Below are 19,519 nucleotides of genomic sequence, written 5' to 3'. Positions count from 1 at the left end.
TAAATTAAATTCCGAGACCGACACCAAGCTCAGGCACACCCTCAAAAGACATAACAGAACAAGCAGAATTAACAAGCTGTGCCGCCAAGCGAGAAAAAGCAACCGATGCGCGTGCTTTTGGAAAAGCATCAATCACCGACTGCCCCAAACTGGCAGCCTTCCTGACATGATCATCTTCCGGGACATATCCAATATAGTTCAAAGGTACGGCAAGATAGCGATTAGCAGCTTGCGCCATATTCGTATAGATCAAAGTTGCCTCCTTTTCGGACACCCCAGAAACCAAAATACTAAAAGAACGCCTACCTAATCGACCACTCATCCGCTTAATTAAGCCGTAGGCGTTTTTAATCGCCGTCGGATCTGAAGACACCTGAATTACCACCTCGCTACTATCTAAAGCAGCGAGAGGAAAAGCATCATCTGCGTCAATATTGCTATCAACAACAACCAAATCTGAACGATGGGTCACGATATCAAAAACTCTCGCTAACTGCCTTGAAATTTCTGGCGTCAACCCAGAGAGCATATGCGCTTCACGCGATAACATCGTTACCGACAGTCCTGACGCTACTATTTTAATAGCATCTTGCATTGTACGCTGTTGTCGCGCGACATCCAATAAGGTCTTGCTTTTTTGCGCATTTAACCATGCGCCGACGCTATTTCCGGACGATCTTGCATCCAACATCATTATTTGTTGCCCCTGGCGCGCCAAAGAGACACCCAAATTCACCAACATGGCACTTTTATCGTCCTCTTTCAGCGCTGACAAAAACGTAAACACACGCGGCTTTGGTACTGCCAACATACGACGCAAACCTTCTGCCTGATCAATATTAACCAAAGGACACCTCCTCAGAAGCAGACGAGATTTGCCCCTTAGACGTAGCAACAGCGGCAGACATCAACAATGGCAATTCTTCATCCAGGTAGCGAAATGCCGCAGTTTCTCGCTTCAGTTTGAAAGCGCGGTCAATCAAGTGCTGTTTATTCGCTACGTGTAAATCTTCAGGAACGCGTTGACCGCTGGCAACATAATACAAAGTCAGCTTCTGACGTATAGCAATATCTAAAGCACCACCTATGGTCGCCGCCTCATCAAGTTTAGTCAAAATACATCCAGCCAGACCCGTTCCTTGGTACGCGCGCACCACCTCACTTAAGGTCTCGCCAGTAGAGGTCGCATTCAGACATAACAAGCGTTTTACTTCAGCATCCGCACCAGACAACATGGCAACCTGATCTGTCACCATTTTGTCGCGCTGACTCACACCGACAGTATCAATTAATACTGTATGTTTATTTTTGAGCTCGGACAAAGCAATACGCAAATCGCTTTCATCTTTTACCGCATGTACCATCACGCCCAGAATTTTCCCATAAATGCGCAGCTGTTCATAGCCACCAATACGATAACCATCAGTCGTGATTAATGCCAATTTTGATGGACCATGACGCATTACACAACGCGCTGCCAACTTCGCTGTTGTCGTTGTTTTGCCAACGCCAGTGGGACCTACCAGAGCGTACACCCCACCCTTCTCCAAAATCTCACTCTCATTATCAATGGCAGATAAATTGCGCGCCAAAATAGATTTAATCCATTCAATGCCGCTTTGAGCCGACTCATTATCAGGCATCTTTCCCACCATAAAACGCGACAAACTTGCACTCAAACCAGTAGCTAGCATTTCTCTGAGTACTTCTGCTTTTTGTGGTTGACGCTGTTGTGTATTTGCCCACGACAATTCGGCCAATTGCGATTCAAGCATGGTGCGCATAGAACGAATTTCGCTCATCATGTCTGACATTTCATTAGCACTGGCAAACGCTGGTGCAATCCGTGGCTGCTCAATTACTGCTTGAAAGGCAGGTGCCGAAGACGACTTGCTCTCCGCACGAAAAGGCGGAGTAATACGCGGCACATCGGGCACTTCGGCAATGCTGCTACGAACACTCACAGCCGGAGGAATAGCATTGACCACATCGCCTTCCATCGCCAAAATTTCGACCTTACCGTCAACATTACGATTCGATAAAATTACTGCATCGGCACCTAATGCCTCTCTCAGCATGCGCAGCGCTTCACGCGACGTATTGGCAGTAAATTTTCTTACGTTCATGACTGACCTCCGACAAGACTAGTAACTTTAATTGTTTTTGTTTCTGGTAATTCAGCGTGTGACAAGACTTTTAATTGCGGCAAGGTACGGCGCAAGAATCGCGACAAAAGTGTGCGCAGTGGCGCTGGCACCAGCAACACTGGCGTCACGCCAATTTGCTCCTGATGTTTGGTCGCAATTTCAGCCTGGCTCGACAAGGTATCAGCAAGACCAGGCTCTATACCCGAACCATCAGCACCACCCGTATTGAGTGCCTGCATTAACAAACGCTCAAGACGACTATCGAGTGCCATTACAGTTAACTCATTCGTTCCGGGGAAAATTTGCTGAACAATTGCACGCCCTAAAACCACACGAACATGTGCTGTCAATTCGTTCGCATCTTGCGTATGCATTGCATACTCGGACAAAGCCTCAATGATTGAGCGCATATCCCGAATATGAACACCTTCCAGTAATAAATTTTGCAGCACTTTTTGCAAAGTAGAGAGAGACAGAATTTTTGGTATTAAATCTTCGACCATTTTTGGCATCTCTTTTGACAAATGATCTAACAACAATTGAACTTCCTGACGTCCCAGCAATTCAGCCGCATGGGTAGTGATCAAGTGATTCAAATGCGTTGCAATCACAGTACTTGCATCGACGACTGTATAACCCAGAGTCTGCGCATGCTCTTTCATTCCTGAATCAATCCATACCGCTGGCAAACCAAAGGCAGGATCAGTTGTCGGCACACCGGGTAAAGTGCCCGCCACCATGCCAGGATTGATCGCCAAAAATTGACCATTCATTGCCTCACCAGAACCAACCTCAACCCCCTTGAGTGCAATTTTATAAGCGGACGGTTTCAATTCGAGATTGTCGCGAATATGTACTGGAGGAGATAAGAACCCAACTTCCTGAGCAAATTTTTTGCGAATACCTTTAATACGACGCAACAATTCACCACCTTGCGCTTTATCGACCAAAGGAATGAGGCGATAACCAACTTCAAGCCCCAAAGTATCAACAGGCAAAACGTCCTGCCATGTCGCCTCTTCCATCTCCGGCGCCTGGATAACCGGCGCCTCCTGCTTGGTCGGCTCTTGTGCGGCGACCTCCATACGCTTGCGTACTACGTACCCAGAGCCGCCCATGACTGCTGCCAGAAGAATAAAAGCAATATGAGGCATGCCTGGGATGATACCCATACCACCGATAATCCCTGCAGAAATAAACATTACTTGGGGTTTAGCAAATAACTGCCCGATCAACTGCCCACTAATATCCTGATCACTGGCGACGCGAGAAACCACAACACCGGCCGCGGTTGAAATAATCAAAGAAGGAATTTGCGCCACCAACCCATCACCAATTGCTAACAAGGTATAGTTTTTAAGCGCATCAGCAAAATCCAAATCATGCTGAACCATACCAACGACTAAACCACCAACAATATTAATTACTGTCACCATAATGCCGGCTACCGCATCACCACGAACGTACTTACTCGCACCGTCCATCGCGCCGTAGAACTCAGCTTCTTGCGCCACTTCGGTACGACGACGACGCGCCTCTTGCTCGGCAATTAAGCCAGCGTTCAAATCGGCATCAATCGCCATTTGCTTACCAGGCATCGCATCCAAAGCAAAACGTGCGCCGACTTCAGCAATACGACCTGCACCTTTAGTCACCACAGTGAAGTTAATGATGGTCAAAATCACGAACACAACGATACCCACCGCGTAATTTCCACCGATCAAAAAATGCCCGAACGCCTCAATGACTTTACCTGCCGCATCAGGACCAGTATGCCCTTCTGTAAGAACGACACGTGTAGACGCCACGTTGAGCGACAAACGCAACATGGTACTTACCAGCAAAACAGTAGGAAACACCATGAAATCAAGCGGCTTCACCGTATAAAGACTGGTCAGCAAGACGATGATCGCAATTGCGATATTAAAGCTGAAAAAGATATCCAACGCGAATGCTGGCAAGGGCAAAATCATCATTGCCAGCATCAAGATAATCAGAAGAGGTGCGGCCAGCGCCCGACCATTGAGCCCGCTTAACCACATTGGTAATTTCAGGCTATTCATTCAACAACTCCTAACTGATTATTTGGATCTAATTCTTCTGGTACTTTTAATTCGCGCGGCTCTTCTGGTCTAGAACCGCCATCACGACGATACGTCCTTAATTGATAAACGTAGGCCAGGACCTCTGCTACCGCGCCATACAAAGCTTCCGGAATCTCATCCCCCAGATCGGTATGCTTAAACAAGGCACGTGCTAATGGCGGGGCTTCTAGCATTGGAATATTGTGCTCTTTAGCGAGCTCACGAATTTTTGCTGCGACTTCGTCCGCACCTTTAGCCACAACCTTAGGTGCGCCATTTCCACCTTCGGTATATTTCAGCGCCACCGCAAAATGGGTCGGGTTAGTCACAACGACATCAGCCTTAGGAATCTCTGCCATCATGCGACGACGTGCCATTTCACGCTGTTGCTGACGAATCTTGGCTTTAATTTGAGGATTACCGTTGGCTTCTTTCGATTCCTGAATAACTTCCTGACGCGTCATCTTCAATTTATTTGCGTACTGCCACATTTGATAAGGTGCATCGATTGCCGCAATCAATACCAAAGCACCAACAATAGAAATGAAACAAATCAACAGCATGTGCCCAACATGCGGAATGCTCGAAGAGACATCTTCCATAGGCAAAGCAAAAATCGCTTCTTTTTGTTGTGTAATGACAATCCAGGCGACCCAGCCAACCAAAATCGTTTTCACTATAGCTTTAAGCAATTCGACCAAGGCACGCACAGAAAACATATTCCCTAAGCCGGAAATTGGATTCATGCGACCAAAGTTTGGTTGAATTGCTTTTGCACTAAACAACCAACCACCAATCAAAACCGGCGATCCCAATGCAACCACGATCAACACCCCAGCCACCGGCGCAAACGCGATCAAAACGGATAGCAAACTCGCCGCAGCTTTAGATATCAGTAAATTAAAATCAAAGGCGACAGCACGTTCAAGAGTGAGTCCGGAGATCAAACTTTGCTGCAATTGCCCGACTAAACCACCGCCCATCACCCAAAATGCGCCACCAGCCGCAAATAAAATGGCACAGGTGGAGAGCTCGCGTGAACGCGGCACATCCCCCTCTTCGCGCGCCTGCTCAAGGCGCTTCGACGAGGCCGGTTCAGTTTTCTCGAGATCGCTTTCTTCGGCCATCGCCGACTCCTGTCATTTCCACGAAGCAATAATCGCTTCGATTGCGTAAATTTACAGGTGAGATTATTGAATATTCAGAAAGACTTAGATGCGATGAACAAGGGAGTAAACACCCGTTTGTTCAGCACTAAGCGATGAAAAGAAGGAAATTGCGCCACATTCAGCAATCCTGTAGCGGACTTGGGTAAGCGATGTAATTGATTTCGTGCAAAAATTAGAGTTTGACGGCCTGCCATCAACCAGATGTGACTACTCACCTTTAATTGCCTTAGCCAATAAAGGCCAAACCACCTGATGAGAATTTCTAAACCAATCAATATGGCCGAGACTTTTTAAGCCAACTTGTGCAGGTTGAATTTTAAAGACCTGTTTGCTGGCATGTGGGAACGTACGCATGAGATCGTCCACTGTAGCCTCATTCGCAATGTCATCATCTCCCGCATAAAATGCAATGATGGGCATACGAACTTGATTGTGAAAATCAATCTCAGGCTTACCTTTCGTTGCATTCGTCGCATAACCTCCTGCTGCACACCAAATTCCCCATTGATAAGCAGCAACCGCTGGCAAATTTTCTCCCAGACCGATGATCGCCGTCGGACCATAACCAAGCAGCTTAATGCCAACAGGAACAAAAAAACGCAAGCCCCACATGGCCTTAAGCCGGAACGCTAAACGCAAGCCAGCAAACCATCCTGTCGAAATAGACACACCGACAACGCGCGCTATGCGCGCATGATTTGACATCAAGCCCATCATTTGCCCGCCAGCACTATGTCCCAGCAATACCGCCTGTTCGTGACCGGTACGATTTAATAAGCATTCCAAAGCCGCGACTTGATCCAGTCGCCCCCAATCGGTCAGACTAGCTTTAGAGTCAGCCAAATCGCCACTCAATGACAACCCAACACCGCGGTAGTCAAACACGAGAATATCGTGCCCCTGCTCAGACAACCAGTTTGCAAATCGCATGTAGAAATGTTGCTTAACTCCAGTAGCCGGACAAATCAAAACCGGCAAACCGGAAGCACTCTTGCCCGTCTTAAAAAAATGTCCTTGAAGGCGCTCCCCATCCTTACAAATAATTTCTACAGCTTCAGGCTTCTGGGAGTTGTCAGACTTCATAAACTATCTCGATTAGTAAAAAGCAACGAAAAATGTAAACGGTGAATGAAAAAAATACTGCTCATATTAACTCGCCACATGTGCTCAACAGTAGAGAGTTGAATCTATTTTTCCGCTCAACCATGCACACTTATGCGATCCACTTTAATTACTTTTGAGGGCAAAGGCAGAGATGTATAATTCGAAGCGAAAACGACGACACCAAGTGAAGATCAACTAGTTCAAGGATCAACAATGAAAACAACGACGCTCGTAACAACAATTTTGTTAGCACTTTTTTTCAGCAACCTCAGCTTCGCCGATGAAACTATTGTCATGATTCGACATGGCGAAAAACCAGAAGCTGGACTTGGTCAGCTAAATTGCCAAGGACTGAATCGCTCACTCGCATTGCCGGAAGTTCTTCGGAAAAAATTTGACATGCCCTCAGCGATTTTCGCACCAAACCCTGGCACGCAAAAGAACGATCGCGGCACGCCATACAACTACATCCGTCCACTTGCGACGATAGAGCCAACTGCAATTTCGCTTGGCATGCCAGTCAATACACAATTTGGTTTAGATGACATCGACGCCTTACAGACCGCATTACTCTCGCCCGCTTACGCCAATGCCACGGTTTTTGTAGCGTGGGAGCATCGCTTAGCAGAGGAAGCGGCGCGTAAAATTTTAGCGACAAACAATGGCGCCCCCACCACCGTGCCAACATGGGAAAGCAGCGACTTTGATAGTATTTATATCGTCAAAGTCACCATTGACCCACAAGGAAAACGCATTGCAAGCTTCAGTATTGACAAGCAAGGATTAAATCATTTGCCTTCGTCTTGCCCTCAATAAAAGTACATAAGCATCACATTAGTATCACAACTGAACGCCAAGCTGCCAGGAAGTGCTCCCGACAGCTTAACTATTGATAAACTTGATGTTATCGACTATGTAGTTATACCTGAAATACCGTATAAATTAACTTAATAAATACCAGTCAGGTAATACACCGCAATAACAACAAACACTGCTGCTGTTTTAATGAGCGTAACGGCAAAAATATCTTTATAAGACGTCTTGTGCGTTAGACCAGTGACCGCCAACAAGGTAATCACTGCGCCGTTATGCGGTAAAGTATCCATGCCCCCACTCGCCATTGACGCAACCCGATGCAGCACCTCCATAGGAATATGTGCGGCATTTGCCGCCTTAATAAAAGTCTCCGACATCGCCGCCAACGCAATGCTCATGCCACCAGATGCAGAACCTGTAATGCCAGCCAAAACTGTGACTGTAATCGACTCATTGATCAATGGATTAGGAATTGCTTTTAGTGCATCTGAAATCACGGCAAATCCTGGCATCGCAGCGATAATGCCACCGAATCCGTATTCCGAAGCAGTATTCAGGGAGGCCAATAAAGCGCCGGAGACTGCTGCTTTACTGCCATCGGCAAATTGATTTTTCACCGTCTTAAAAGCAAACAACAAAATACACAGAATCCCCAACAGCAGAGCTCCTTCAACTGCCCAAATCGCGCCAATTTTGTGGATATCTGTCACCAAAGGCTTAGCAGAACCTGACAAAGTCGTACTATGAATTTCACCGTAATAACGTGGGATTAATTCTGTCAAAATCTTGTTCATCACACCAACAACCAGCAACGGAAACACAGCAACAAAGGCGTTAGGCAATTTTTCTGCTTTGTATTCAGTCGGCTCATTAATATGACCAGAACCATACCCCTCACCAGCCACCGCAGCCTGACGACGACGCCAGTTTAAATACATCAGACCAATCACCAGAATAAACACAGCGCCAATGACGCCCAACCACGGAGCAGCCCAGGTATTCGTATTAAAAAATGTCGTTGGGATAATGTTTTGAATTTGTGGGCTACCAGGCAAAGAATCCATAGTGAAGGTGAACGCACCCAAAGCGATCGTGCCCGGAATTAACCGCTTTGGTATGTCACTTTGCCGGAACATTTCTGCCGCAAATGGGTACACCGCAAACACCACCACAAACAAAGAAACACCACCGTAAGTCAAAATTGCGCACACCAACACGATCGACAAAATCGCGCGCTCACGTCCTACAATCTTAATCACCGACGCAACAATCGATTTCGAAAAACCAGACAGCTCAATCAACTTACCAAATACCGCCCCCAACAAAAAGACCGGGAAATAAAGCTTAACAAACCCAACCAACTTCTCCATGAAAATACCATTAAAGAGCGGCGGAATTAAACTGACATCAGTGAAAGCAACAGCAATCAGAGCACAAATCGGCGCAAACAGAATGACACTAAAACCCCTGTAAGCAACAATCATCAACAAAGCCAACGACACCAAAATAATCATAAAACTCATGCCTCACTCCTTATTTCTGCAACACAAATTTCAAAAGATAAATTGCATGAGCAACATACCAACCTCGAACTTCTTTCCATCTAACCTCCGGATGTTAATAAATATGCAGCCAGGGAATAATTAAGTACTGAGTTCACCAATAAAAAAGTTACTGTTTCGAATCGCGGATATAAAAAAAATTACGGCAATCCATTCTATGGACAGACAAAAAACTCTTTAAGCTTCAAAAATAAGGTCCAACAAAATTCTCGAAAAAATAATTATTCGAATGATAATACACAAGAAGAAATAGATGGCAGATTTATGAGAAGCAAGGCGGAGGCGAAACTCGCCATATTTTGGATACAAACAAAACCACAAAACAAAAACCCTGCAAAGCCTTGATTTCTCTAGCTTTGCAGGGTTTTCTGCGTTACATCTGATGTCGATATGGTGCCCGAGGCCGGAATCGAACCGGCACGCCCGCTATTAACGAAGCGGCGGATTTTAAGTCCGATGTGTCTACCTATTTCACCACTCGGGCCCATCACTACAACATGCAATCTAAGATTGCTTGCTCTTTCAAAAAAAAGCGCTCACAGCGCTTTCTTAAATCTGGAGGCGGGGGTCGGGATCGAACCGGCGTCTACGGCTTTGCAGGCCGCTGCATAACCACTTTGCTACCCCGCCAGGGGTGCTATTAACTTAAACATTCTTACTCTAAGCTAAATCGCGGCACATCAACTACTGTAACAAAAAAGGGAAGCCGTGCTTCCCTTCAGAATCTGGAGCGGGAGAAGAGTCTCGAACTCTCGACCTCAACCTTGGCAAGGTTGCGCTCTACCAACTGAGCTACTCCCGCATTATACTGCCGATACTTCAGGTACTACGCCATTTTGGAGCGGGAGAAGAGTCTCGAACTCTCGACCTCAACCTTGGCAAGGTTGCGCTCTACCAACTGAGCTACTCCCGCATTTACACTACATATTTCGCTGAAAAAACTTGGAGCGGGAAAAGAGTCTCGAACTCTCGACCTCAACCTTGGCAAGGTTGCGCTCTACCAACTGAGCTATTCCCGCATCAACGAAAGACCAGAATTATATAGTATTTCGAAAAACTGTCAAGTAAGCTACTTTAGATTCTCTGTCGATTCTTTAATTAAAGGCCATGCTTTACGCAGATAGTAAAACATAGACCACACCGTCAGGACTGCTGCAATCAACAACAACCACGAACCAGGCAATATCATATCGATCCCCAAAATCGTGTCGTAATACAATAGCATCGGTATCGCCACCATTTGCGCCGCAGTTTTTATCTTACCTAGCGAACTAACCGCAACAGATTTTGAAGCACCAATAATAGCCATCCACTCACGCAAAGCAGAGATCGTAATCTCACGACCAATAATGACGAAAGCGATCACGGCATTTACACGACCAAGTTGCACCAATACCAGCAAAGCACCTGCCACCATTAACTTATCCGCAACCGGGTCAAGAAATGCGCCAAATGAAGACGTCTGATTCCAACGACGAGCCAGAAAACCATCAAACCAATCGGTAATCGCAGCAACGATAAAAATCAGCGTCGATGCAAGTCCTTTTTGAAATGGATCGAGCCACGTATCAGGCAAATAAAAAACACCGACCACGAGAGGAATCAGTGCTACGCGCAACCATGTGAGAAGAATAGGAAAATTAAATGGCATGACTTAATTATTTAGAATATTTCTCTTCATTATATTGATCTAACGGAGTCGCTTGTAAATTTCTTCTGCTAATTGACGAGAAATTCCTTCAACACTAGCTAGTTCTTCGACGCTGGCATCACTGACACCTTTCAAACCACCAAAACGTACCAACAATCTTTGACGGCGTTTCGGCCCCACACCTTCAATCTCTTCCAATTGCGAGGTTTGTCGCGCCTTGTCGCGCTTGGCACGCATGCCGGTGATCGCGAATCGGTGCGCTTCATCACGAATATGCGCAATCAACATCAATGCCGCAGATTCTTTACCCAACTCTTTCTCTTCGCGCCCATCGACAAACACCAGCGTTTCCAAGCCGACCTTACGTCCCTCCCCTTTTGATACCCCGACAATCAGACTGGTATCGAGTCCCAGTTCAACAAAAACTTGTCTGGCGATCTCAACCTGTCCCTTTCCACCATCAATCAACACCACGTCTGGCATTGTCAGTGCAGCGGGGTCTTCTCCGTTCACTTTTTCATATCGACGGGTTAACACCTGGCGCATCGCAGCATAATCATCTCCAGGCGTGATGTCTTTGATGTTGTAACGCCGGTATTCGCTGTTTTGCATTGCGTGATGATGATAAACAACACAAGATGCCTGCGTCGCCTCACCTTGCGTATGGCTGATATCGAAACACTCGATACGCAATAAATCAATGTTTTCAGTCTCAAGTTCAAGTGCGGTCGCCATAGCGCGAGTACGCGCCTGCTGCGAGCCCTGCTCAGATAAAAGCCGCGCCAGAGCAAGTTCAGCGCCCTTCACTGCCATTTCCAACCAGACGCGGCGTTGCTCTTGCGGTTGAAATGATAAATGAATTTTATGACCACATTGCTCTGCCAGTACCAACATCAGATCCGGCGCATCTAAAGCCACATTCATCACCAAGGTTGAAGGAATGAACTGATCCACATAATGCTGCGCCAAAAATGCCGCCACCACCTCAGCCTCAATTGTGTCATCGCTTACGGCCCTGACATCATCCACATGACTAGGGAAGTAAGCACGATCGCCCAGGTGCCTGCCACCTCGTATCATTGCCAGGTTGACACAGGCTCGTCCGCCTTCGACGATTACGGCAATCACATCCAAATCAGCATTGCCAGTGGTTTCCATGCTTTGCTGGTGCAATACCTTAGATAAGGCCGACATCTGATTGCGCACCATAGCCGCCTGCTCGAATCTAAGTTCGGAGGAGAATCCGAGCATCTTTTTTTCAAGGTTCTGCATGACTTCTAATTGACGACCGCGCAAAAAGTCAGCAGCATTTCTGACGTCTTGCTGATAATCCTCCGGCGAAATCAAATCAACACATGGCCCACTACAACGCTGGATTTGATGCAATAGGCATGGCCTAGTGCGATTCGCGAACACACTATCTTCACAGCTACGCAGCAGGAAAATTTTCTGCAAAATCTGCATTGATTCCTTGACCGCCCAACCAGATGGAAAAGGTCCGAAATACTGATGCTTTTTATCGACTGCTCCTCGATAATAAGTCATGCGTGGCGTTTTTTCAGAGGTGATTTTCAGGTAAGGATAAGACTTATCGTCGCGAAATAAAATGTTGTAGCGGGGGCGTAGCGCCTTGATTAAATTATTTTCCAGAATCAACGCTTCTGCTTCACTGCGTGTTACTGTGGTCTCCAATCGGACGATTTTCTCCACCATCATCGCAATTCTGGGACTGGATAATGTTTTCTGAAAATAACTGGTAACGCGCTTTTTTAAATCCCTTGCCTTACCAACATAAAGCACCTGATCTTGCGCATCAAAATAACGATACACACCGGGTAAATGCGGCAATCGAGCCACCGCATCAACCACCTGCTGACGAATTTCCGATGATGATTTATCAGTATCCATGGAGCTCATATTGTTGCGGCTTGCTCAACAACGACAAATGCCAGCACTTGCTGAACTTCATCACTCACCGAGACATGAGCAGTAAGATTTCGGACAGACATCCATTTTTCCAAATCATCACTGACGACCACTACTGGCTTACCTTGATCACCATTGAGCGTTTGCATGTTTCGCAGCGTCATTGGCAAACGAACGCCAGTTCCTATGGCCTTAGAAAATGCTTCTTTAGCAGCAAACCGCGTTGCCAGATAACGTATGCCGCGCGCAAGAGCCTGATCACGGCGCTGAAAAAAAATCAGCAACTCTTCATCACCCAGTACTTTTTTAGCAAAGCGATCACCTCCACGCTGCAAAGCACGCTCGATACGAGCGACCTCAACGATATCAGTACCAACGCCATAGATCACGTCAACCTCCATCAGCTCTGCGATTCAATCGCGATTTCACCAGCGACGCTTTGATATTGCGAATTGCACTTTCCCAGCCACACTGCAAGGAATGAGCAACGACCAGTTCATTCAAATGAAATTGGGAGATATCAGAAATTGTTGCCAATGCCTGAACCTGCGCCGAGTCAAATTTACCTTCAATACCCACAACCATGCCACGACCAACACAATTAGCTAACGCGGTTTGAATTTGCGCCAATGCATGCGTGCGCTGACTGTCGTCTGCCGCCTCCACATAAGACGAACAATCAAGTCGAACACGAGAAATTCGCAACTCCGCGACAGCAGCAATCGCTGCAGGTATTGGCAAAATAAAAGCTGAAACACAGATACCACGAGCTTGTAGTTGCTTAACAAAACTTTGAACTTGAGAAAAATTCTGTTCCAGATCAAGAGCAACATACTGCTCAGCATTAGATGCATCGACATCAACCAAGCAGACATGCGTCACCGGACTCGTCTCTAAATGTTTGAGCATGAAGTCAGCAGCTGGCACTTCCAATTCAAATGTGTTAATCACCTGGCATGCCAACTGCTCGACAATCATTGCAAGTGACGACCAGTTCGACTCATCAACATATAAAGAAATACAATCGGCGCCAGCTTCTTCAGCCAATAATGATAAGCGGGAAAGATCGAAAAACTGTGCGCCGATTTTTTCACGAACCTGCACCAATGAATTCAGGCTCACGCTCAAATCGAGCAATTGGCGTTGTTGATGGATGTTCATAAATTTTGCAAATCAATCAAAATTTGGCGGGTATTTAAAAAAGAACCATGCAGGTGATGGGCAAGCAAGCTACGCATCAGCATCTTGCTCTGAAACTGCGTTTGCGGGTCACTATAATCCCCGTCCACCATGTCGATTAAAGTCTGCCCAGAGACAACAGGAACCACGTCAGATTGCAATGCAGGCCTGGCACCAAGTTCAGGGTCTATCACGTATCTGACATCAGCCTGCACACGCGCCCTGGCACTAGTGCAAAAACTGAGATCGTTTAACAAACCTGATTCGCGCAGCAAAGATAATTCAAATTGACGCAATACCGTCGACGCCGGCTCATCATGCGCCAACTGATTCAAGGTCGAGACATACTCATCAAACAACATGGGATGTGGTTCGTCGCGCACCAGAAATTTGACCAGCAATTCATTCAAGTAAAAACCGCAAAGCAACGCCGACTTTTCCAACGGCAACATACCGCCAACCCACTCAGCAGAAGTCAGCACTCGTATCTCGGATTTGCCAGTCCATGCAAGCTGCAAAGGCTGAAAGGTTTGAAGAACACTACGCAATTGCGAATGCGGACGCTTTGCACCTTTTGCTACTAACGCGATACGGCCATAGTCGCGCGTCAGCACATCGACGATCACGCTAGTTTCTTTATACGGCCAGGAATGCAAAACAAATCCTGGCTGATTCAACACTCGGCGTTCTCGGATAGGAGATTTAGAAGAAACGGGGATTGACCTTTTTGCAGGGATGCGCGCGACGGAATCAACGGTAGGGTCCTCCGCATCCAATACGGCATCCTGCATCTGAATGACGGCGCTCTCCCCTGCAGTCATGTTATTCTTATTCGTAACCGTAAGCCCGTAAACCGGCCTCATTATCTGCCCATCCGGATTTTACTTTCACCCAAATTTCCAGATATACAGGCCCGCCAAAGAGCTTTTCCATATCGGTACGAGATTGGGTAGAAATGTCTTTCAATCGAGCACCTTTATTCCCAATCACCATCGACTTATGGCCATCACGATCAACCAGAATCGCTACAAAAATCCGGCGTAAGTTTCCTTCTTGCTCGAATTTTTCAATCAAAACTGTACTGGTGTAGGGCAGCTCATCACCAACAAACCGGAATAATTTCTCGCGAACAATTTCAGTGGCAAGAAATTTTTCGCTGCGGTCAGTAATATCATCTTCCGCAAACATAGGCGGATTCAAAGGCAAATACTTTCTTGTTTCGCCTTCAAGATTTTCCAACTGAAAACGCAAGGTTGCGGATACCGGAACAATCGCAGCAAACGGAAAGAGTGCGGCGATCTTCTGCGCAAACGGCATCATCACTGCTTTATCTTTGACGCGATCCGACTTATTGATCACCAAAATACAGGGTACATTTTTAGGCAGTAAATCGATCACCTGCTGATCAGCAGGACCAAAAGTACCAGCTTCAACCAAAAACAAAATCACGTCGGCTGCGGTCAAGGTGGTTGTTACGGTACGATTCAAAGTGCGGTTCAAGGCATTGGAGTGACGGGTCTGAAAACCAGGTGTATCAACATACACAAACTGCGTATTGTCTTTCGTCTGAATGCCAGTAATACGATGGCGCGTTGTCTGCGCTTTACGTGAAGTGATACTTACTTTTGCGCCAATCAAGGCATTCATCAGTGTAGATTTACCGACGTTTGGACGGCCAACAATGGCGATGTACCCACAACGAAAATCTGGATTGTCTAAAATTTCATTCATGGGGTGCTCAAGCAGTCTTTGGATGGTGGTTCGGGTTTGGCAGATCTTCCGCAGTTTTAATTACGTCAGTGTCTACAGCAGTCTTTTGTTTATCAGTCGCATTTTTTGAGTCAACGGCAACTTCATTTTGCGAAGTAGCAATGCCGGCCAATTTCAATTGCGCGGCACGAGGCTTAGCTTTACGAGAAGCCGGGGTACGGGACAACACTTCAATTGCCGATTCCAATGCCAATTTTGCTGCCGCCTGCTCACCAGCACGGCGACTTCCGCCTGTACCAAATACCTGAATATCCAGTTTAGGCACCAAACACTCAATTTCAAATTCTTGATTATGCGCAGCACCATGTGTAGCAACCACGTTATATTGCGGCAAAGCGATTTTTCTGCTCTGCAAAAATTCCTGGAGTAAGGTTTTGGCATCCTTACCCAGTGTGGTTGGATCAACCGACTCTAAAATAGGTGAATATAATGCACGTATAACTGCTTTGGCAGCATCAAAGCCTGCATCAAGGAATATACCGCCAAACAAAGCCTCCAAGGTATCTGCGAGAATTGATGGTCTGCGAAAACCACCGGATTTTAATTCCCCCTCGCCCAGGCGAAGAAACTGAGATAGCTCGATTCTTTGGGCAATTTCATACAAAGTCTGTTGCTTAACGAGATTGGCGCGTACGCGCGACAGATCACCCTCATCAATGTTGGCAAAACTATCAAACAATAAAGAAGCAACCACACAATTCAAAACCGAGTCGCCCAGAAACTCAAGGCGCTCATTATGTACGACACTATGACTACGGTGAGTCAATGCCTGCTGCAATAAAGCTGGGTTTCCAAACTGGTGACCCAGCCTCTTTTGCAATAATTGAAGATTCATACGTCAATCTATTTATTCTGGCTTCTTGGTGGCAATACCACTTTTCGCCGTTGTACCTTCATATTCCAGCAATAGCGATGCTGGCCCAAACAAAGGGATCTTTTTTTGGTAAGAAAAACTTACATCAATATCATCACCGTTTCTCTCAATGACTAAATCTTTGCCCGAGATTGACGTGATATACCCCACTTCGGCCTGCTTATTGAACGCATTTTCGATATCACGAGCAGAACTACCAGCCCCTTTTGCACTGACAATCGCCTTTTTTATCGACAAATATTCAATCGTAGTTGGTACAACTTTCATTGCTACCATTGCTACCAGCACCAACATCCCCAAAGAAAAAATCAATCCGATCAGGGAAATTCCGCGCTGCGACTTAAGCTGAGTATGACGATTTTTCTTCATTGCTGATCCGCTCCATTTTGTTTAAATAAGTCATTTACTGAAAGCTGCCAATCCGTTTAATGTTCCCTAAATTCATCCAAATAAAGAAGGCTTTTCCGACAATATTCTGGTCTGGGACAAATCCCCAATATCTGCTATCAAGGCTATTATCGCGATTATCACCCATCATGAAATATTCACCTTCGGGAACAACACAAGAAAACCCATCTATATTGTATGTACAATTTTCGCGTTTAGGGAAATTATGCGGATCTCTTACAAAAGCGGGGGATTGCTCATCGTTTAATATGCGATGAGAAACACCAGTCAGGTTCTCGGAATATTGTTTAAAATAACTTAAATGCTCTTCATCCAGAAATTCCGGCATCGCCTGGTAAGTCATTTCATTGCCATTAATTAACAATTTCTTGTTTTTATAGACAACTTTATCACCAGGCACACCAACGACGCGCTTGATATAGTCGACAGAAGGGTCTTCAGGGTATTTAAATACCATCACATCGCCACGTTGGGGATTATTTATTTCGATGACCTTTTTATTCAAAATTGGCAAACGAATACCGTAGGTGAATTTATTTACTAAGATCAAATCACCGACAAATAAAGTTGGTAGCATTGAACTAGATGGAATTTTAAATGGCTCATATAAAAATGATCGCAGAAAGAATACCATTGCTATAACTGGAAAAAAGCTGCCTGAATACTCAACCCAGAGTGGTTGACGTAAAATATTTTCTTCAATTTCGTGACGTTTGCTTTCCTCGACTTTAATGCCTTCCGCACTGAGTTTTGCATTGCGCGCATCGTACGCTGCCAATGCCGCATCTGCTGCTGCACGGCGGCGCTTAGCTAATACAAACGTATCCAGAAACCAGACTATGCCTGTGCTTATCGTCAGCACAAATAATATCAGAGCAAAATTTCCTAAAATTGATTGAAAACTCATTTTTCATCCACTTGTAAAATTGCCAAAAATGCCTCTTGTGGAATCTCAACAGAACCCACTTGCTTCATACGCTTCTTACCAGCCTTTTGTTTTTCCAGCAATTTACGCTTACGGCTAATATCGCCACCATAACATTTTGCCAATACGTTTTTACGCAATGCCTTCACGTTTTCACGCGAGATAATGTTGGAGCCAATAGCAGCTTGAATCGCAACATCAAACATTTGACGAGGGATCAATTCACGCATTTTGGCGGCTACTGCACGACCTCGGAAATGGCTATTGGCACGATGAACAATAATCGCCAACGCATCGACTTTTTCACTGTTAATCAGCATATCGACCTTTACCACATCAGCAGCACGATTTTCTTTAAACTCGTAATCCATCGACGCATAACCGCGTGAAGTGGATTTCAGACGATCAAAGAAGTCCAGCACGATTTCCGCCATTGGCATTTCGTAGGTCAATTTAACTTGTCGGCCGTGATAGCTCATATCCAATTGCACACCACGTTTTTGCGTACACAAAGTAATGACAGAGCCGACGTATTCTTGCGGCATGTAAAGATTGACCGTGACGATAGGCTCACGTATCTCCTCAATCTTCGATGGATCAGGCATCTTCGAAGGATTATCCACCATCAAAATGGTACCATCCGCCATGACTACCTCATACACGACGGTCGGCGCCGTAGTGATGAGATCCATATCAAATTCTCGTTCCAAACGCTCCTGAACGATCTCCATGTGCAACAAACCAAGGAAACCGCAACGAAAACCAAAGCCCAGCGCTTGCGACACTTCAGGTTCGTACATCAGAGCAGCATCATTGAGCTTCAATTTCTCTAAAGAGTCACGTAAGGCATCATACTGATTTGCCTCTACCGGGAACAAACCAGCAAACACTTGCGGCTGCACCTCTTTAAAACCCGGCAAAGGCTCTTTGGCGGCTTTATTGGCCACGGTAATGGTATCGCCAACCTTAGCAGATTTCAGCTCTTTAATACCGGCAATCACAAAACCCACCTGACCAGCAGACAGTTCAGTGCGACTCAAAGACTTAGGCGTAAACACACCGACACTTTCAACCAGATGCTGCGCCTCGGTTGCCATAAACAAAATTTTATCTTTTGGGCGCAAGGTACCATTAACGATACGCACCAGCATCACCACACCCACGTAGTTATCAAACCACGAGTCAATAATTAATGCTTGCAAAGGTGCTTCTGGATCGCCTTTTGGTGGCGGTACTTTAACAATAAGAGACTCTAGTACATCCAATACACCGAGACCGGTCTTAGCCGAACAATGTACCGCATCAGTGGCATCAATACCAATGACCTCTTCAATTTCTGAGCAGGCGTTTTCAGGATCCGCTGAGGGCAAATCAATCTTATTAAGTACAGGCACCACTTCTACACCAAGCTCAATCGCCGTGTAGCAGTTTGCGACGGTCTGCGCCTCAACGCCCTGAGATGCATCGACCACGAGCAACGCACCTTCGCAAGCAGATAAGGAACGACTAACTTCGTAGCTAAAATCGACGTGACCTGGCGTGTCAATTAAATTCAGGTTATACACCTGTCCATCACGCGCCTTGTAATGCAAAGCAGCAGTCTGGGCTTTAATGGTGATCCCGCGTTCACGCTCAATATCCATAGAATCAAGGACTTGCGCTTCCATTTCACGATCAGACAAGCCACCGCACAATTGAATAATACGATCAGCCAGCGTGGATTTGCCGTGATCGATATGGGCAATAATAGAAAAATTCCGGATGTTATTCATTGAAATTACAAAAAAATACTAAGGTGAGGCGAAGACCAGCTAAAAAAAAGCGCTCCAGTCTGGGCAATAGTCCCCAGGCGAGCGCCTTCAGTGCGGGTTTTGCAAAACATCATTTTACCGGATTTCAGAGAG

General features: G+C 46.0%; 17 protein-coding genes and 5 tRNA genes. 1 reads left to right on the top strand and 21 read right to left on the bottom strand.

The window, feature by feature from the left end; translation table 11 throughout:
• Nucleotides 1-4: 4 nt before the first annotated feature.
• The 5 genes from H8K32_RS01060 to H8K32_RS01040 form a co-directional block, all read right to left on the bottom strand.
• The gene (locus H8K32_RS01060; RefSeq protein WP_246447055.1) at nt 5-847 is read right to left on the bottom strand and encodes a MinD/ParA family ATP-binding protein; all 843 of its coding nucleotides are present in this window, start codon (nt 845-847) and stop codon (nt 5-7) included.
• Nucleotides 840-2,126, bottom strand: coding sequence for a flagellar biosynthesis protein FlhF (flhF, locus tag H8K32_RS01055; protein WP_186910604.1), 1,287 nt, complete (start codon nt 2,124-2,126; stop codon nt 840-842). The genes H8K32_RS01060 and flhF overlap by 8 nt, the downstream gene beginning before the upstream one ends.
• Nucleotides 2,123-4,210 (bottom strand): flagellar biosynthesis protein FlhA, encoded by a 2,088-nt coding sequence (gene flhA, locus H8K32_RS01050; protein WP_186910603.1) that lies wholly within the window; start codon nt 4,208-4,210, stop codon nt 2,123-2,125. Before flhA ends, flhF begins: the two co-directional genes overlap by 4 nt.
• A complete protein-coding gene (gene flhB / locus H8K32_RS01045; protein WP_186910602.1) occupies nt 4,207-5,358 on the bottom strand; it encodes a flagellar biosynthesis protein FlhB in 1,152 nt (383 codons plus the stop codon). Before flhB ends, flhA begins: the two co-directional genes overlap by 4 nt.
• Before the next feature lie 249 nt (nt 5,359-5,607).
• The gene (locus H8K32_RS01040) at nt 5,608-6,483 is read right to left on the bottom strand and encodes an alpha/beta hydrolase family protein (RefSeq protein ID WP_186910601.1); all 876 of its coding nucleotides are present in this window, start codon (nt 6,481-6,483) and stop codon (nt 5,608-5,610) included.
• 234 nt (nt 6,484-6,717) lie between these two features.
• On the opposite strand from H8K32_RS01040, the gene H8K32_RS01035 reads away from it, so the two are divergent.
• A complete protein-coding gene (locus H8K32_RS01035) occupies nt 6,718-7,320 on the top strand; it encodes a hypothetical protein (RefSeq protein WP_186910600.1) in 603 nt (200 codons plus the stop codon).
• Nucleotides 7,321-7,451: 131 nt separating this feature from the next.
• Here H8K32_RS01035 and H8K32_RS01030 read toward each other — a convergent pair whose 3' ends face one another.
• The 16 genes from H8K32_RS01030 to lepA all read right to left on the bottom strand — a co-directional run bounded on the left by H8K32_RS01030 (nt 7,452) and on the right by lepA (nt 19,387).
• Nucleotides 7,452-8,843: a GntP family permease gene (locus tag H8K32_RS01030; protein ID WP_186910599.1), complete on the bottom strand. Its 1,392-nt coding sequence runs from the start codon at nt 8,841-8,843 to the stop codon at nt 7,452-7,454.
• Between the two features lie 430 nt (nt 8,844-9,273).
• Nucleotides 9,274-9,366 (bottom strand) — tRNA-Leu (locus H8K32_RS01025).
• Nucleotides 9,367-9,438: 72 nt separating this feature from the next.
• A tRNA-Cys gene (locus tag H8K32_RS01020) sits at nt 9,439-9,512 on the bottom strand.
• Nucleotides 9,513-9,608: 96 nt separating this feature from the next.
• A tRNA-Gly gene (locus tag H8K32_RS01015) sits at nt 9,609-9,684 on the bottom strand.
• Between the two features lie 35 nt (nt 9,685-9,719).
• Nucleotides 9,720-9,795: transfer RNA gene (locus tag H8K32_RS01010), tRNA-Gly, on the bottom strand.
• A gap of 30 nt (nt 9,796-9,825) precedes the next feature.
• Nucleotides 9,826-9,901: transfer RNA gene (locus H8K32_RS01005), tRNA-Gly, on the bottom strand.
• A 50-nt stretch (nt 9,902-9,951) separates the two neighbouring features.
• Nucleotides 9,952-10,533 carry a CDP-diacylglycerol--glycerol-3-phosphate 3-phosphatidyltransferase gene (gene pgsA, locus H8K32_RS01000; protein WP_186910598.1) on the bottom strand — a complete coding sequence of 194 codons (582 nt, stop codon included), beginning with the start codon at nt 10,531-10,533 and terminating at the stop codon, nt 9,952-9,954.
• A 39-nt stretch (nt 10,534-10,572) separates the two neighbouring features.
• On the bottom strand, nt 10,573-12,441 hold the full coding sequence (gene uvrC / locus H8K32_RS00995) for an excinuclease ABC subunit UvrC (RefSeq protein ID WP_390312442.1): 1,869 nt from the start codon (nt 12,439-12,441) through the stop codon (nt 10,573-10,575).
• A gap of 5 nt (nt 12,442-12,446) precedes the next feature.
• Nucleotides 12,447-12,848 (bottom strand): holo-ACP synthase, encoded by a 402-nt coding sequence (acpS, locus tag H8K32_RS00990; protein ID WP_186910872.1) that lies wholly within the window; start codon nt 12,846-12,848, stop codon nt 12,447-12,449.
• Nucleotide 12,849: 1 nt separating this feature from the next.
• Complete coding sequence (locus H8K32_RS00985) at nt 12,850-13,620, bottom strand: pyridoxine 5'-phosphate synthase (protein WP_186910596.1); 771 nt, start codon at nt 13,618-13,620, stop codon at nt 12,850-12,852.
• Complete coding sequence (recO, locus tag H8K32_RS00980) at nt 13,617-14,459, bottom strand: DNA repair protein RecO (protein ID WP_186910595.1); 843 nt, start codon at nt 14,457-14,459, stop codon at nt 13,617-13,619. The genes H8K32_RS00985 and recO overlap by 4 nt, the downstream gene beginning before the upstream one ends.
• Before the next feature lie 7 nt (nt 14,460-14,466).
• Nucleotides 14,467-15,369 carry a GTPase Era gene (gene era / locus H8K32_RS00975; RefSeq protein ID WP_186910594.1) on the bottom strand — a complete coding sequence of 301 codons (903 nt, stop codon included), beginning with the start codon at nt 15,367-15,369 and terminating at the stop codon, nt 14,467-14,469.
• 7 nt (nt 15,370-15,376) lie between these two features.
• Complete coding sequence (rnc, locus tag H8K32_RS00970) at nt 15,377-16,243, bottom strand: ribonuclease III (protein ID WP_186910593.1); 867 nt, start codon at nt 16,241-16,243, stop codon at nt 15,377-15,379.
• Between the two features lie 12 nt (nt 16,244-16,255).
• Entirely contained in the window at nt 16,256-16,651 is a 396-nt protein-coding gene (locus H8K32_RS00965) for a DUF4845 domain-containing protein (RefSeq protein WP_186910592.1), read from the bottom strand.
• A gap of 34 nt (nt 16,652-16,685) precedes the next feature.
• On the bottom strand, nt 16,686-17,597 hold the full coding sequence (gene lepB / locus H8K32_RS00960) for a signal peptidase I (RefSeq protein WP_186910591.1): 912 nt from the start codon (nt 17,595-17,597) through the stop codon (nt 16,686-16,688).
• Nucleotides 17,594-19,387, bottom strand: a complete 1,794-nt coding sequence (lepA, locus tag H8K32_RS00955) for a translation elongation factor 4 (RefSeq protein WP_186910590.1) — start codon at nt 19,385-19,387, stop codon at nt 17,594-17,596. Before lepA ends, lepB begins: the two co-directional genes overlap by 4 nt.
• Nucleotides 19,388-19,519: the final 132 nt, after the last annotated feature.

It is taken from the genome of Cognatundibacterium jejuense (assembly GCF_014284255.1).
In the GTDB taxonomy this organism is placed as follows: domain Bacteria; phylum Pseudomonadota; class Gammaproteobacteria; order Burkholderiales; family Burkholderiaceae_D; genus Undibacterium; species Undibacterium jejuense.
This window is presented reverse-complemented; position numbering and strand designations above follow the sequence as displayed.